Here is a 15,718-nt window from a genome sequence, read left to right as displayed (position 1 = left end):
CCGACTCATGTGGCATACTATTATCATCCAACCCATGACCAATCTTTTGCTGTGGATCTATGACGTACTTGGGCATGGCCCGCATACGTTTGGTCTTGCGATCATATTATTTACCATTGTGATCAAACTGATTACCTGGCCCTTGAACGCCGCGCAGGTGAAGGGTGCGCAGGCCATGCAGGAATTACAGAATGACAAGGAATGGCAGGACATTCAAAAGAAATATGCGAAGGATAAGGAAAAGCTCGCGCAGGAACAAATGCGTATTTACAAGGACCGCGGCATCAATCCCTTCGCATCCTGTCTGCCGACGCTTGTGCAGTTCCCCATCATCATTGGTTTGTACCAGAGCATCACGACCGCGCTTTCAGCGACCCCGCTCGACATGCTCAAACTCGCCCGCACGGTCTATCCATTCCAAAACGTGGAGAACATCATCCCGCTCAACAGCAAATTCCTGTGGATGGATCTGGGACAACCCGAGCCCTACTATATCCTTGCTGTTGTTGTTGCAGTCACCACATGGATTCAGTCCAAACTGACCATGCCCGCTTCGAGCAATCCCAACGATCAGAGCGCCCAGATGACAAAAATGATGAGCATCTACATGCCCCTGTTGCTGGGCTGGTTCGCGCTCACTTTCCCTTCCGGCATTTCCGTCTATTTCATCATCAGCAACGTCTTGGGCGTGGCTCAATATGCGTCCACCGGGCGCGCCAACTGGAGCAATATTTTGCCGGGCGGCGCCAAGCGACAACCACCCTCAAAAAAGAAATAGGCAGGCAACATGAACGAGCGAACCACGCTTGAGATCATCGCCGGGACAGTTGAAGAAGCCCTCGCACAGGGCTTGTCCCAACTCGGGTTGACGGCAGAAGCCGTCTCCATTGAGGTTTTGGATTCGGGCTCAAAAGGATTATTCGGACTCGGCGGCCGTCAGGTTCGCGTGCGCCTGACGGTAAATCCTCCTCCCGGTCAGGAAATGCCCGCTTCAAATGCGGTCCCGCTGCCTGCTCCCGCCAAAAAAACACAGTCAACACCGAAAGAGACAAAACCTCGCCGCGTTGATAAGAAGCCTGCGGACGAGAAACCTGCACCTGCCCCAAAAGTGGAGCACCATGACGACGACCATCTTTTGGAAACCGCCGAACAGGTGGTCTCCAAGTTGATCAATTACCTTGGCATGAAGGCGCAGGTCTCTGCCAATTATGACGAGTCCAGCTCGGATGACCACCGCACCATTCAGGTGGATGTGCGCGGGGATGACCTGACTGCGCTGATTGGACGCCATGCAGAGACCCTCAATGCTTTTCAACATATTGCATCCCTCATGGTTGGGAAGGATACCCAGCAGTGGGTGCAATTGACCATTGACGTGGAGGGCTATCGCGCACGGCGCGAAAAGCAGATCCGTCAACTGGCAAACCGCATGGCAGACCAGGTGACAAAAACGGGGCGCAAAGTGACGATGGAACCGATGACGTCCAGTGAACGCCGTGTGGTGCATATCGAGCTGCGGGGTCATCCCGCGGTGATCACGGAGAGTACAGGCGAAGACCCGTATCGCAAAGTTGTCATTTTACCCAAGGAATAAATTCCAAAAAGACCGCCTTCACGGCGGTCTTTTCTTATATTGCGGCCATCGGGGCGGGGAAATGTTTTGGGCGCAACCCCTACGGTATAATTCGTTTTATGTTGGAACTTGCATCCCTTACGCCTGTGGATTATCTTGCCATCGGTCATGTGGCTGTGGATTTAACACCCGCTGGCAAACAACTTGGCGGGACGGTTTCTTACGCCGCCTTGACAGCGCGCACGCTGGGTCTGCGGGTGGGAATTGTCACCTCAACGGGGCAGGACGCGCCATTGCAACTCATGAATGGGATTCAGATTGTCAATGTCCCAAGCGGGCACAGCACGACTTTCGAGAATATAAAGACTGAAAACGGACGCAGACAAACACTGCATCATCAAGCCGCGCCGATCCTGTTCGAGCATATTCCGCAGGCATGGCGGGGTGCGCCGATCATCCACCTTGCGCCCATTGCGCATGAATTGGATGTTTCCCTGACGGAGCAATTATCTGCTTCCCTGCTGGGAGTTACGCCGCAAGGCTGGATGCGCACCTGGGATGAAAATGGACGGGTGGAGGCTTGTGTGTGGGGAAACAGCGAACAGGTTCTCGGTCGGGCGGGAAGCGTGGTGATGAGCGTGGAGGATGTGAACCGCGACCTCGAGCAGGTCGAGTGGATGGCACACCACACACGCATCCTATGTCTCACGGAAGGGGAGGCAGGCGCAGTCCTGTATTGGAACGGGGACCGCCGCCGTTTCCGCGCGCCTGTTATGGATGAAGTGGATGCGACTGGCGCCGGCGATATTTTCGCGGCGGCATTTTTTGTACGTTTGTCCGCCACGCGTGACCCGTGGGAGGCGGCGCGTTTTGCGACCAACCTTGCAGCGCATTCGGTGACGCGTACGGGATTGAATGGCATCCCCACCCGGCCGGAAATCGAAAGTTGTTTAATGGAGGTTTTGTCTTGACTAAGATCTATACGTTGGTGAATCAAAAGGGCGGTGTGGGCAAGACCACCTCCGCGATCAACCTGGCCGCCTATCTGGCACAGATGGGTCAGCGCGTCCTGGTGGTGGATTTGGATCCGCAAGCCAATGCGACCTCCTGTCTGGGCGTGGATAAACTGGGTGTGCAGGGCGGCACCTATGAGGCCTTGTTCGGCGAGACCAATATTTTTCCGTATGTGTTGTTGAACGAACGCCTGCAATTATCCCTGCTGCCCGCCTCGCCGGCGCTGGCCGGCGCGGAGGTGGAACTGGTGGATGAACTGGCGCGCGAGTCACGTTTGCGAAAGGCGATTTTGACGATTGCCGAGCGCTACGATTATATTCTGGTGGACTGTCCGCCTTCGCTTGGATTATTGACTGTCAATGGCCTGATGGCGGCAATGGACGGCGTGATCGTGCCCGTGCAATGCGAGTATCTTGCGCTGGAAGGGCTCAGCCAGCTGACGCAAACCATCGAGCGCGTACGCTCAGCGCTCTTCCCCGAACTCTATGTACGTGGCGTGGTGTTGACCATGTTCGATAACCGCACAAATCTGTCCACCGATGTGGTCACGGAGGTGAACAGGCATTTTCCCAATCAGGTCTTCAAGAGCATCATTCCGCGCAATGTTCGTCTGGCGGAGGCTCCCTCTTATGGCTTGCCGATCTCCCAGTACGCGCCGACCTCAGTCGGTGCGCTGGCATACGAGGCGCTGGCAAGGGAATTATTGAAAGGCGATGGCAAACGCCCCTCCTCCTGATTTTCGGATGAGGAAAAGGAGAAGTATGGCTCAACGAAAAGGTCTGGGGAAAGGGCTGGATGCGCTCATTCCGGGCGGCAAGCCTGCCCCCACATCTGGAGGCGGAGGTGTACAACAGGTGGCGGTGGATGCCATCAAGATGAATCCGCGCCAGCCGCGCATCAATTTCGAGCAGGATGAATTGAACGAACTGGCTGCGTCGATACGGACGCACGGGGTCATCCAGCCGTTGATCGTTTCGCCGAACGGCGATGGGACCTTTGTCCTGATTGCAGGGGAGCGGCGCTGGCACGCCTCCCAGCGCGCGGGCTTGCGGACGGTTCCCGTTATCACACGGCAGGCGAACAACCAGGAACTGCTGGAGATCGCGCTGATCGAAAACGTCCAACGCGCAGACTTGAACGCGATGGAGGAAGCCGAGGCCTATCGTCAACTGGTGGAGGACTTCGGTCTTTCGCACGAAGCGGTTGCGAAGCGTGTCGGAAAAAGCCGCGTCGCTGTGACAAACACCCTGCGCCTGCTCGGTCTGGCGGATGCCGGCAAACAGGCCCTGGTGGACGGGAAGATCACCGAAGGGCACGCCCGTGCCCTGTTGATGCTTTCCACACAGAAGGCTCAGACAGCTGCATTGCAAACGATCATGAATCTGTCGTTGAATGTCCGTCAGGCGGAGGAACTGGTGCGGAAACTGACAGGCGCCAAGCCCATCAAGGCAAAGAAGCCGCGCCGCAACGCCGATGTCGCGGATGTGGAAAAACGCCTCCAGCGCAGTTTGGGAACCAAGGTTGCGCTCAAACATGGCAAAAAAGGCGGCACGGTGACGATCTACTACTATTCCGATGAAGAACTGGATGCGCTGCTGGATAAATTGATATGAAACTTCTTTTCAATGCCAACATCCACACGCTTGATCCATCCGATCCGCGCGCCAATGCGATTCTCATCGCGGGCGGATGGATTATTGCAATCGGTGACAAAAGCAAACTCGAAAGCATTGCGCATGGCAAAGTGGATAAGCAGGACATGAAAGGGGCGACCATTCTACCAGGGCTGACCGATGCGCACATCCACATCCAGCATTACGCGCTGGGATTGTCCAAAGTGGATTGTGAAACTAAAACAAAGGAAGAATGTCTGTGCCGCGTGGAGGAGCGGGCGAAAAACTCCAAACCCGGCGAGTGGGTGCTCGGTCACGGCTGGAATCAAAATGAATGGGACGGCGTCTTTCCGACAGCCGCTGAACTCGATGCCATTTCCCCAAATAACCCCGTGTATCTCACGGCCAAATCACTCCATGCGGCGTGGGTGAATACGTCCGCGATGAAGTTGGCAAATATCACAAACGACACACCGAATCCAAAAGACGGCGCAATCCAGCGCGATGCGCACGGTCACACCACGGGCATTTTGCTCGAAACCGCCATGGGACTTGTATCCAGTGTCGTGCCGGAATCGAGCATCAGCGAGATTGCCGAGGCGATTGAAAAGGCGCAGCCTGTCCTCTGGCGCATGGGTATCACAGGGATTCACGATTTTGACCGTCGTGAATCCTTTATGGCATTGCAATCCTTGCATGCGGCAGACAAGCTAAAATTGCGCGTGTGCAAGAACATCCCCGTCGAAAGCGTGGGGCAGGCGAACGACCTTGGTCTGCGCACAGGCTTTGGCGATGAGTGGTTGTGGATCGGTTCGGTCAAGGCATTCATGGATGGCGCGCTCGGTCCACGCACGGCGGCGATGTTCCAGCCGTATGAAGGCGAACCGCACAACCGCGGCATCCTCAACATGGACGGCGAGGAACTTTTCGAGCACTGCCGCAAAGCCGCGGATGTCGGCTTGAGCATGACCGTTCATGCCATTGGTGACCGCGCCAATCACGAGGTGTTGAATGCCTTCGAGCAGCTGCGCCGCTACGAAAAGGAAAACGGATTGCCGCATCTGCGTCACCGCATCGAGCATGTGCAGGTCATCCACCCCGACGACGCGCCTCGCCTCGCAAAGCTGAACGTCATTGCATCCATGCAGCCGATCCATGCCACGTCGGACATGTACGCCGCCGACCGCTTCTGGGGCGACCGCGCCAAATTCTCCTACGCCTGGCGCGACCAGTTGAACTTCGGCGCGACCCTTGCCTTTGGGTCGGATGCGCCTGTCGAGTCGCCCAATCCGTTTTTGGGATTGCACGCCGCCGTCACCCGCCAGCGTGCTGACGCTTCGCTCTCCGCCGCAGGTTGGTATCCCGAACAAGCCTTGACGTTGACTGAGGCATTGTCCGCTTTTACGTTGGGCGCTGCTTACACTGCCAATGCAGAGGACCGCCTCGGCAAACTCGCCGAAAATTATCATGCTGACCTGATCGTGCTGGATCAAGACCCCTTCCAAATTGACCCCAAGGGCCTGTTGACTTTAAGTGCAAATGCGACGATGATTAATGGAGAATGGGTCCTGCAATAATGGAGTGATTGGATAGCGCATGGCACAAAACCTTCCAAAACTTACCCCGGAACTGCTGATTCCCCGCCTCGGCGAATACATCGTCCAGAAGGGCTTGATCAGTGATACTGACCTGCAGAAGGCGCTTGCCCTTCAGCAGGAGCAGGTCTCAAAAGGCAGGCAATACCTGCTTGGTCAGGCCTTGATGGATTTGAACATGCTGGACCGGGATACGCTCGATGAGGCGGTCACTGAACAGCTCATCCAACTGCGCTCCGCCTTGCAGGCATCGCACCGCAACCTCGAACAGCGTGTAAAAGACCGCACTGCCGACCTGAATGAGGCGCTCAACAAGCTATCGGAACTCAGCCAGATGAAAGCCAATTTTGTGGCAAACATCTCGCATGAACTGCGTACACCGCTTACCCACATCAAAGGCTACCTTGAACTGCTGGTCACAGAATCACTGGGGAGTATTTCTGATGACCAGCGTCATGCCTTGCAGGTCAGCCAGCGTTCTGCTGCAAAACTTGAAAGCATGATCGAAGATCTGATCATGTTCTCGCTGGCTTCGCGCGGTGAAATGAGCATGAAACTTGATAAAGTGGATATTCACCGTCTGGTCTCGTTGGCCGTAAAATCCGCCTCGAACAAGGCGGATGAACGCGGTGTGATACTCCAGATGGCCGCCGCTGAAAATCTTTCCGCGGTGCAGGCGGACCCGGAGAAGATTGCCTGGGCGCTGAACCAATTGCTTGATAACGCGATCAAGTTCACCCCCTCCGGTGGAAGCGTGATGATCCATCTCCAGGAGGAAGGGGTTAATCTTGTACAGGTTTCCGTCATTGATACGGGCATTGGCTTCCCACAGAGTCGCTTGAAGGAAATTTTCGAGCCTTTCCACCAGTTGGATGGTTCATCCACCCGCCATTTTGGCGGGACGGGGCTTGGGCTTTCGCTTGTCCGCCAGATCATTGAAGCGCACGGCTCATTGTTGGATGTGCAATCGGTGGAGGGAAAGGGCTCCACGTTCAAATTCCCGCTGCTGGCTGTTCGTGATTGAAACATGGATATCTCTACCCTCTCCCTTTTGCATAAGATTTTTCAGGACGTCCAGCAAAAACAGGATTGGAAGACCGCGCTGGATACGTTGTTCATGTCTTTACGCGCCTCTTTTGTTTTCGATAATGTTGCCATTTATCTTGAAGATCCGCGGACGAAAGGGTTGGACGTCGTTTATGCGCGCGCAATGGGACGCGGGAAGCGTGCCGAAGCCGATGCAGCCTGGGGTGAGGGGGCCGCCAGCGAAGTTCTGGTAAACAGGCAGATGGTTATGCATGAGCCTGCGCATGAAACCGATGGTGCAAACCGCATGATGCTCGCCCATTTGCTGGGCATTCCCATGTACATTGGATCAAAATTGAACGGTGCGCTGGTATTCATTCGTTTTGGCGGACCGGAGTTTTCCGAACTGCATATTCAAATTGCGTCCCTGCAGGCATTTTGGTCCGCGGCGCTGATCGAGCGCAGGGATCTGGAGGAGGCGCGTGCGGAGCTGGATTCCGTGCAACGACAAATGCGCCTGCAGGATGATTTTGTCTCCACCATATCTCATGAATTGCGCACTCCGCTCGGTTTTATTAAGGGCTACAGCACCAGCCTCCTGCGGCAGGATACCACCTGGGACGATGCCACCCAGTACGAATTCCTCACCATTATTGATGAAGAAGCGGACCGTTTGACACGCCTGATCGAGGATATGCTCGAGTCGGCGCGTTTGCAGAGCAAGACGCTGCAATTTAAATTCTCTCCCGTCCGCATGGATGCGCTGGTGCGCGATGTGGCAATGCGTGTCAATGCTCACCGCCCCAACGTAAAGATTTCCTATGATATCAAGCCCATTCCGCCGATCCGCGGCGACGGATTTCGCCTCTCACAGGTCTTTGAGAATCTATTCAGCAACGCCATAAAATATGCGCCCAACTCGGATATTCATATTGCGATGCGCGCCAATGGAAAAAAGATCCGCATCAGCTTTGCCGACAACGGGGATGGCATCCCGGAGGATTATCTTCCCTTCCTCTTTGAGCGCTTCTACCGCGTGCCGGGCGAGCGTACGGTGACCGGGACAGGTCTGGGATTATATATTTGCAGGCAAATTATCATGGCACATCATGGTAAGATTTGGGTAGAGTCGGTGTTGGATGAGGGCACAACCTTCTTTATTGAACTGCCCGCAGACTCAACCCTTTGACCGTTCATAATCATGTTGCCTTAAGGAGATCGTTATGGCCAAGCGTATTTTGATCGTGGACGATGAACCTCGTTACCTTCGCCTTTTGGAAGCAAACCTGAAGACGGAAGGGTATGAGGTGGCAACCGCACAGGACGGCATTCAGGCGCTGGAGGTGTTTTCGGCACAGCCCATTGACCTGGTGCTGTTGGATGTGATGATGCCGCGCCTCGATGGTTTTGGGACATGCCAGCGCCTGCGCGAGTTCTCCAATGTGCCGATTGTCATCCTGACGGCCCGCGGCGAGGAACAGGACCGTGTGCGCGGGCTCGACCTGGGTGCAGACGACTATCTGGTAAAGCCGTTCTCCGCCACGGAACTACTGGCTCGTGTGCGGGCTGTGTTGCGCCGTGCCCAGCCTCCCGCTGAAGTCGGTCAGGCACGTTTCTTTACCCATGACGATCTGAAGATTGATTTCGCCCGCGCCGAAGTGTGGCGCGGCGGGGATGCCATTTCACTCTCCGCCACGGAATATCGCCTCTTGCTGCAGTTTGCGCATAATATTGGCAAGATCCTCACCTCGGAGGAATTGCTTACGAGTGTATGGGGCGCAGAGTACAAAAGTGACAAGGAAATTTTGTGGGTGAGCATTGCCCGTCTGAGACAAAAACTGGAGGAGGATGCCCACAACCCCAGACATATCGTCACGCGCTCAGGGTTGGGCTACCTTATGCCGCCGGTTGAAGCGTGACCAGAGCGCATGGTTTGACGTGCGCAGGGATGCACCATGCCTGAAAAGAAAATCCTTATTATCGATGCAGATGTTGCCAGTCGTAACTTCATAGCCCGTAAACTATACGAACAAAAATATGAAGTGATTCAGGCTGGCTCCGGCAAGGAGGGCTTGATTTTCGCCTGGCGTGACCATCCCGACCTTGTGATCGTTGACCCCAATATTACCGATATTAGCGGGGAGGAGATCGCCTCCAAATTGCGGAATGATGCGCGCACATCGCAGACCCCTTTGATTGCCCTGAGCGGCGACTCCCGGGTGACACGCATCAAGTCCTGCCTGGATGCGGGCTTTAATGAATATATAACAAAGTCCGGGCAGGCCGTATCCATTCTTAATGAGACCATCAATCGTCTGCTGGGGTTCACTGATGAAACCATGAAGCAGGGCGGCCTGTTGATTATCTTTCTAAGCGCAAAAGGCGGGACGGGTACTTCATCCATGTGCGCGAATCTTGCCATGAATATTTCTCAATATCAACCGGAGGCGCGCCTGGTTGTTGCAGATTTGGTCCTGCCGATCGGGTCCATTGCGCCAATTGTCGGCTATGCCGGGCCGCAGAATATCGTCACGATCACGGATATGCCTCCTGCGGAAACCACCCCCGCATTTTTCAGCCGCGAACTGCCGGAGATGGGCGTTTGGCGCTTTCATTTGCTGGCTGGTTCACCCGACCCTGAGAGCAGTAATCAACTCAAGGTCGGGCGCATTTGGGATGTGGTCACTGCCCTGAAGGCGTCCTATGATTATGTGTTTGTTGACATTGGGCGCTCGCTTTCCAAGATCACCCTGCCGCTGATCCAGCACGCTGATCTTGTCAGCTTGATCATAAGCACGGATACCAGCACCGTGTCTTTGACAAAGACCCTGTGTATGTATTTGAATAACAAGGGAGTCCGCTCGGATTCGATCTACCCGATCCTGAACCGCGCGGTGGGGCTGGAAGGTTTGAGCAAGACGGACGCCGAGGAGATGATCGGCATAAAGATTATGGCGACAATGCCATACCTTGGCAGTAACTTCGCTTTTGCAAACACCCATCACCAGCCCTTTACATTGAAGTTCCCCAAGGACACCGCCTCGATTGTTTTTCAGGATACGGCGAAGGAAATGGCGGCTCTGGCGCAAAAGATGCGGGCGGAATAACCCTGCAGGTCTTTGAATATATGGGAGTTATGACATGACAATTGAATATGATGAAAAGGGAAAGTTTTATACCAATGTGGTGTCGAAGGTGGCTGTGCATTCGATACTGCAGACAACGACCCACCTTATCAAGGGGCTTGTTCATGTACGGCAGGGGGAGCGGTTTAAGGATGAGTTGGAACATGTCGAGCATTATGTGGCTGTTACGAACGCCAGTGTTTATGACGCGGATGGAAAAGTTATTTTTAGCGGTCCGTTTCTTGCCGTTCAAAGTGGGCAGATCGTATGGATCATGCCTGTGGATGAGGATGGAGACAGGGGAGAGGGTGGATGAACACCCCGGCCGGCGACGCCCCCAAACGACTCACAGGCGAGGACTTAATTCGGCTGAAGAAATACCTTGCCGACAGTTTTTCACGCGCGCTTGAAACGGAGGGTGTCCCGGCGGCGCAGCGCATTACGTTTATACAGCAGAATATTTCCCGGGCATATGAACAGACGAAATTAAAGCTCCCTGAAGACCTGAAAAACGAAATATTTAAACAAGTGCTCGCTGAACTGCTTGGTTATGGACCGATTCAGGAATTACTTGATGACCCTGATGTTTCGGAGATCATGGTGAATGGTCCAAGGAAGGTCTTCATTGAGAAGGATGGAAAACTAACCAAAAGCAATGTCGTTTTTGATGATGATGACCACATCCAGCGCATCATTGACCGGATCATTTTACCGCTTGGCCGCCGTGTGGATGCGGATTCCCCCACAGTGGATGCGCGTTTGCCTGACGGGTCGCGTGTCAATGCGGTTGTCCGTCCCGTTGCAATCGATGGTCCATCCATGACGATCCGTAAATTCCGCAAGGATAAACTGCAGGTGGAGGACTTGATCAACTTTGGTTCCTTTACAAAACAAATGGTTGATTTTTTGGAAGCCTGTGTAAAAGCGCGTTTTAATATTGTTATTTCGGGCGGTACGGGTTCGGGAAAGACGACCCTGTTGAACGTCATGTCCGGCTTTATTCCCGAGAGTGAGCGTATCATTACAATTGAGGATGCCGCTGAGTTGCAACTCCAGCAGGACCATGTCATGCGAATGGAAACAAAAGTTGCCAATGCGGACGGGCTTCACGCCGTGTCCATTCGCGAGCTTGTAAAAAACTCCCTGCGCATGCGTCCGGACCGCATCATTGTGGGGGAGGTGCGCGGTGGCGAAGCACTGGATATGCTGCAAGCCATGAACACCGGCCATGATGGCTCATTGACCACGGTCCATGCAAATACACCGCGCGATGCCATCTCCCGCATCGAAACGCTTGTGCTAATGGCGGGCATGGATCTGCCTCTCAAGGTGGTGCGCCAGCAAATTTCATCAGCGGTGGATGTAATCGTTCAACAAACGCGTTTGAAGGACGGCCAGCGTAAAATAACCGCTGTAACCGAAGTGGCAGGCATGGAAGGGGATATTATCGTCCTGACCGATATATTCAAATTTGTTCCGGCAGGTTTTTCGCCCGACGGACAGGTGTTGGGCGATGTGAATGCCACGGGAATTCGTCCCAACTTCATGCCGCGCCTTGAAGCGGCTGGATTTAAACTCAGTGCCGATGTTTTTGCACCAAAAGCATCCCCCAATCCGTCCACGCGTCGTTGAAACACTCTGCTATAATTCAAGCATTCAACCTTATGACGAGGAAATATGAGTAACGCGCAGATCACAATACGTGAAAAGAAACTTGGTTTGTTGATTCGGGATGCCCGCATGGCGGAACGCCGCAGTATCAAGGAATGTGCCGACGCGATTGGCGTCAAGCCGGGGTTGTTCCGCGCCTACGAGGAGGGACGCCGTTCCCCTTCACTGCCCGAGCTTGAAGCGCTTGTGTTTTTCTTGAAACTTTCCATCGCGCAGTTTTGGGGCAATGAAACGAAATCGGACGCCTCCTCTCCGCTGGAGGCTGCGGATGTGACACGCTTGATCGCTTTGCGCCAGCGTATGATCGGCGCGCTTTTGCGCCAGGAGCGCACCAAGGCGAATACGTCGCTTCGCCAGCTCGCCACGGAGACCGGTATTTCTCAAGCGAAACTAAAGAGCTACGAACTGGGCGAACGCGCCATCTCTGTGCCGGAACTTGAAAGTATTCTTGTTCTGATGGGAAGCCGGATTGAGGATTTCTTCGATCAAAGCGGTCCCATAGGGCAGTGGATGACCAGCCAGCGGGCCATGCAAAAGTTTCTGGAACTGCCCGAGGAAATGCAGGATTTTGTCTGCCAGCCTGTCAACCGTCCCTATCTGGAACTGGCCATGAAACTTAGTGATATGTCCCGCGAAAAATTGCGGTCTGTTGCGGAAGGTCTGCTCGATATTACGTTGTAAACTTCCATGTTTGGAAATCGAATCGGCAAACAATCATGACATCTGAACCGTCCCAACTTGAAGCGCAGGGCAGGCAGGCCTTTGGAAATAATAAATTCGATGAGGCTGCCGAGTACTTCCGTCAGGCGGCGGAGGGCTATACGCTGGGGCGCGCGGGACTAAACGCAGCTGAAATGATGAACAATGTTAGCGTTGCTTTGCTGCAGGCGGGCAAACCACAGAAAGCATTGGATGCCGCACTTGGTACCGATCAAATATTTGAAAACGCAAAAGATATTAAACGCCAGGCAAGGGCCCTTGGAAATCAGGCTGCTGCGCTTGAGGGGCTTAACCGCTTTGATGAAGCCATCGAAAAATATGAACGTTCCGCTGACCTGTTCCGCCAGGCCGGTGAAGGCGACTTGCGCGCCATGGTCATGAAATCGGCCGCCGCCATTAAACTGAAAACGGGCAGGGTGACCGAATCGGCCTTCAAAATGATGGGTTCGCTGGACGCAAAGGAAACACCGGGATTATTTGAGCGTATTTTAAAATTTCTTCTTAAATTTATTAAATGATTAACACCCACCTGCAAGTTCGCCGCGCGGTCGCACAGGATCATCAGCAGATCGCCAACCTAATTTATTATGAAGCCAACAGCCACCGCCATCTCGACTGGCGGTCTGCTCTTGATTGGATCGGTTCGCAGAATTACTGGGTACTGGAAGAAGGTGGGCGCATCACCGCCGCGCTGGCATGCCCGGAAGACCCGCCGGATGTCGCGTGGATACGCCTTTTCGCATACCATCCGCATCTTTCCGGATCGGAAGCCTGGTTCACCTTGTGGGACGTTGCGGCACGCGAGATCCGATACGGCAATCGGCAGGCGCAGGTTGCCGCGATTGTCGTCAAGCAATGGTTTCAAAACATCCTGCTTTCCCATGGTTTTGAACTGAAGCAAAACATCGTTCTATTGCAGTCGGGCAGTGAAAATACTAAGTTATTTTCCCCGCCGCATGGGCTTCGGATACGCCCAATGCGGGATGATGATTTGCCCGAGGTGACCAGCATGGACCTTGCCGCCTTCGGCCGTTTTTGGCACAACACAGTTGACTCACTTCAACGGGCGTATTCGCAGGCCGTATGTGCGACGGTTGCTGAAAGCGATTTGGGCATGGTGGGATACCAGATCAGTACGGGCAGTCTGCTTGGGGCGCACCTCGCCAGGCTTGGGGTCCGGCCGGAGGCGCAGGGGAGGGGAACGGGTACGGCGCTGGTGAGCGATTTGATCGAGCGGCTGGGAATCCATCAAAATGGCAAACTTTCCGTCAATACACAAGGGGATAATTTTGCGTCCTTGTCCCTATATAAAAAATTGGGGTTCGTTCGCACGGGAGAACATTTCCCCGTACTTGTCCACACAAGCCGGATTTCATGACGCAGATCAAGTTTCCATCACGCATCATGCCGGGGTTTGTTGAAACGCTTTCGTTAGAAATTGGCTGTGAAACATTGTCAGTTGTGCTTTCCACAACCCCGGCTCAATCCAACGACGCCCCGATCTGCTTTGTGACGCTTGGGTTGATCCGTGAATGTATATTCCGGGCGGATGGAGAAGAACACGATATTGAAGAACGCACCTGCCGCTCCATGGGTGCGCCGCAATGTGAATTTCAAATTATCATTGGAGGATGAAATGAACCGCTATGAGACGAATTGGAAAGCACGTGATGGGGTGGATATTTTCACGCAAGTATGGGAGCCGACAGTATTACAGCCCAAGGCGGTTGCCTGTCTGGTACATGGACTGGGCGAGCATGGTTCGCGGTATGCTCATGTGGCCGAGGCATTCTTAAAAGCAGGCTTTATCCTGTTTGCCTCAGACCTGCGCGGACATGGGCGCTCGGGTGGCGCGCGCGGGCATATTTCTTCCATTGAAGATTTTATGCAGGATATTGACGTTTTGCTGGGACAGGCACGCACGCGTTACCCAGATTTACCGCTCTTTTTATATGGGCACAGCCTCGGCGGAATTCTGGTCTTGCATTATGGTTTGATCCGCAGGCCGAACCTCAAGGGGGTGGTTGCCACAGGTTCAGGACTGCACACCGCGCTTGAAAACCAGCCGCTGAAAGTTATCATGGCAAAGGTGCTGGGGGCTGTCATGCCCGGTGTTGCCATCCCCAGCGGCTTGAATCCGAATAGCATTTCACGCGATGAAGGTGTGGTGCAGGCCTATATCAACGACCCGCTTGTGCATGATAGGGTCTCCCTTGGATTTGGGAAGATCATGCTCGGCGTGACAAAATGGACCCTTGAGCATGCCGCAGAGTTTCCGCTTCCGCTCCTGCTTTTGCATGGTAAAGGTGATGTGCTTGCCTTCCCCTCCGGAAGTACTGAATTTGCCGAGCCCTTAAAGGAGAAATGCACGCTGGTTTTATGGGAGGATGCCTATCATGAACTCCACAATGAACCGGTACAGACCGATGTGTTCAAAACGATGACACTTTGGATGGATGCGCGTTTGCTCGAATAGATAAGAGCATTTTAACGCTTTAATTGACAAATCCATTTTCACATGGGAAAATCCATGGTTATTAATATTAATATAGAGGAGTTAGCATGAACAGCAATAAAGAAATTAGTAAGCGGCAGGTGCGCCGCGAGCAAATCCGCCGAAAGGAGATGCGTTCACGCTTCTTAAGTATAGGGCTTATTTCAATTGGGGCGCTTTTTCTCGCCTTTTTGTTCATATACCCGAATTTCAAGCCTGTTGGGGAGGTAACCTCTCCGAGGGAGATCGCCCGTACCAATGTGGATTTTAATGCGATTGGAAACCCTGATGCCCCGATCATGATCGAGGAATATTCGGATTTTCAATGTCCTTACTGTCGCGTATTCTTCGAGAACACGGAAGAGGCGTTGACAGCGGGCTATGTTGCTGACGGCACAGTCTACTTTGTCTATAAATCCTTTGGCGACTTTCTTGGCACTGAATCCGGCCGGGCTGCGGAGGCGGCCTATTGTGCAGGTGATCAGGGCAGGTTCTGGGAAATGCACGACACTATTTTTGCAAACCAGACCGGTGAGAATGTCGGCGCTTATACAGATCGCCGCCTGCTTGTCTTTGCTGAAAACATTGAATTGAATATGGAGGAGTTCCGCTCCTGCTTTAATAGCGGCAAGTATAAAGACAGGATCGACCAGGATATGAAGGACGGTGTTCTGGCCGGCATCAAGGCAACCCCCTCCTTCGTGATGACGTATACCGTGGCAGGAGAGACAAGGACCAGGATTATCGAAGGGGCACAGCCGTATAGTGTCTTCCAGCAGGAAATCCAGGCGGCTCTTGCGGAAATGGGTCAATAGGTATTCATGTAATCATAAAAGGACACTGCTTATCACGGCAGTGTCCTTTTATGATTCGTAAAATTTCATCTT

The 15,718-nt window shown here is 53.7% G+C and carries 18 protein-coding genes; all 18 read left to right on the top strand.

Annotation, left to right across the window (positions count from 1 at the left end):
• The first annotated feature begins 7 nt into the window (after positions 1-7).
• Complete coding sequence (locus tag QY332_18995; protein ID WKZ35702.1) at positions 8-778, top strand: YidC/Oxa1 family membrane protein insertase; 771 nt, start codon at positions 8-10, stop codon at positions 776-778.
• Positions 779-787: 9 nt separating this feature from the next.
• Positions 788-1,594: an RNA-binding cell elongation regulator Jag/EloR gene (gene jag, locus QY332_18990; GenBank protein ID WKZ35701.1), complete on the top strand. Its 807-nt coding sequence runs from the start codon at positions 788-790 to the stop codon at positions 1,592-1,594.
• Between the two features lie 98 nt (positions 1,595-1,692).
• Complete coding sequence (locus tag QY332_18985) at positions 1,693-2,544, top strand: PfkB family carbohydrate kinase (GenBank protein ID WKZ35700.1); 852 nt, start codon at positions 1,693-1,695, stop codon at positions 2,542-2,544.
• Complete coding sequence (locus QY332_18980; protein ID WKZ35699.1) at positions 2,541-3,323, top strand: ParA family protein; 783 nt, start codon at positions 2,541-2,543, stop codon at positions 3,321-3,323. Before QY332_18985 ends, QY332_18980 begins: the two co-directional genes overlap by 4 nt.
• Before the next feature lie 25 nt (positions 3,324-3,348).
• On the top strand, positions 3,349-4,200 hold the full coding sequence (locus QY332_18975; GenBank protein ID WKZ35698.1) for a ParB/RepB/Spo0J family partition protein: 852 nt from the start codon (positions 3,349-3,351) through the stop codon (positions 4,198-4,200).
• On the top strand, positions 4,197-5,777 hold the full coding sequence (locus QY332_18970) for an amidohydrolase (protein WKZ35697.1): 1,581 nt from the start codon (positions 4,197-4,199) through the stop codon (positions 5,775-5,777). The genes QY332_18975 and QY332_18970 overlap by 4 nt, the downstream gene beginning before the upstream one ends.
• Positions 5,778-5,796: 19 nt before the next feature.
• On the top strand, positions 5,797-6,819 hold the full coding sequence (locus tag QY332_18965) for an ATP-binding protein (protein ID WKZ35696.1): 1,023 nt from the start codon (positions 5,797-5,799) through the stop codon (positions 6,817-6,819).
• A gap of 3 nt (positions 6,820-6,822) precedes the next feature.
• Positions 6,823-8,010 carry a HAMP domain-containing sensor histidine kinase gene (locus tag QY332_18960; GenBank protein ID WKZ35695.1) on the top strand — a complete coding sequence of 396 codons (1,188 nt, stop codon included), beginning with the start codon at positions 6,823-6,825 and terminating at the stop codon, positions 8,008-8,010.
• Positions 8,011-8,044: 34 nt separating this feature from the next.
• The gene (locus tag QY332_18955; protein ID WKZ35694.1) at positions 8,045-8,740 is read left to right on the top strand and encodes a response regulator transcription factor; all 696 of its coding nucleotides are present in this window, start codon (positions 8,045-8,047) and stop codon (positions 8,738-8,740) included.
• A 36-nt stretch (positions 8,741-8,776) separates the two neighbouring features.
• Positions 8,777-9,928, top strand: a complete 1,152-nt coding sequence (locus QY332_18950) for a response regulator (GenBank protein WKZ35693.1) — start codon at positions 8,777-8,779, stop codon at positions 9,926-9,928.
• A gap of 34 nt (positions 9,929-9,962) precedes the next feature.
• Positions 9,963-10,262 (top strand): hypothetical protein, encoded by a 300-nt coding sequence (locus QY332_18945; GenBank protein WKZ35692.1) that lies wholly within the window; start codon positions 9,963-9,965, stop codon positions 10,260-10,262.
• A complete protein-coding gene (locus QY332_18940) occupies positions 10,259-11,578 on the top strand; it encodes a CpaF family protein (GenBank protein ID WKZ35691.1) in 1,320 nt (439 codons plus the stop codon). The genes QY332_18945 and QY332_18940 overlap by 4 nt, the downstream gene beginning before the upstream one ends.
• 45 nt (positions 11,579-11,623) lie before the next feature.
• Complete coding sequence (locus QY332_18935; protein ID WKZ35690.1) at positions 11,624-12,298, top strand: helix-turn-helix transcriptional regulator; 675 nt, start codon at positions 11,624-11,626, stop codon at positions 12,296-12,298.
• Positions 12,299-12,333: 35 nt separating this feature from the next.
• A complete protein-coding gene (locus QY332_18930; protein ID WKZ35689.1) occupies positions 12,334-12,855 on the top strand; it encodes a hypothetical protein in 522 nt (173 codons plus the stop codon).
• Entirely contained in the window at positions 12,852-13,715 is an 864-nt protein-coding gene (locus QY332_18925) for a GNAT family N-acetyltransferase (protein WKZ35688.1), read from the top strand. The genes QY332_18930 and QY332_18925 overlap by 4 nt, the downstream gene beginning before the upstream one ends.
• Positions 13,712-13,972 carry a hypothetical protein gene (locus QY332_18920; GenBank protein ID WKZ35687.1) on the top strand — a complete coding sequence of 87 codons (261 nt, stop codon included), beginning with the start codon at positions 13,712-13,714 and terminating at the stop codon, positions 13,970-13,972. Before QY332_18925 ends, QY332_18920 begins: the two co-directional genes overlap by 4 nt.
• Before the next feature lies 1 nt (position 13,973).
• Positions 13,974-14,813, top strand: coding sequence for a lysophospholipase (locus QY332_18915; protein ID WKZ35686.1), 840 nt, complete (start codon positions 13,974-13,976; stop codon positions 14,811-14,813).
• A gap of 86 nt (positions 14,814-14,899) precedes the next feature.
• Positions 14,900-15,646 (top strand): thioredoxin domain-containing protein, encoded by a 747-nt coding sequence (locus QY332_18910; GenBank protein WKZ35685.1) that lies wholly within the window; start codon positions 14,900-14,902, stop codon positions 15,644-15,646.
• Positions 15,647-15,718: the final 72 nt, after the last annotated feature.

The sequence above is a fragment of the Anaerolineales bacterium genome (genome assembly GCA_030583885.1).
Taxonomy (GTDB): domain Bacteria; phylum Chloroflexota; class Anaerolineae; order Anaerolineales; family Villigracilaceae; genus Villigracilis.
Note: the sequence above shows the minus strand (reverse complement) of the source record. Positions and strands in the feature narration are given on the sequence as shown.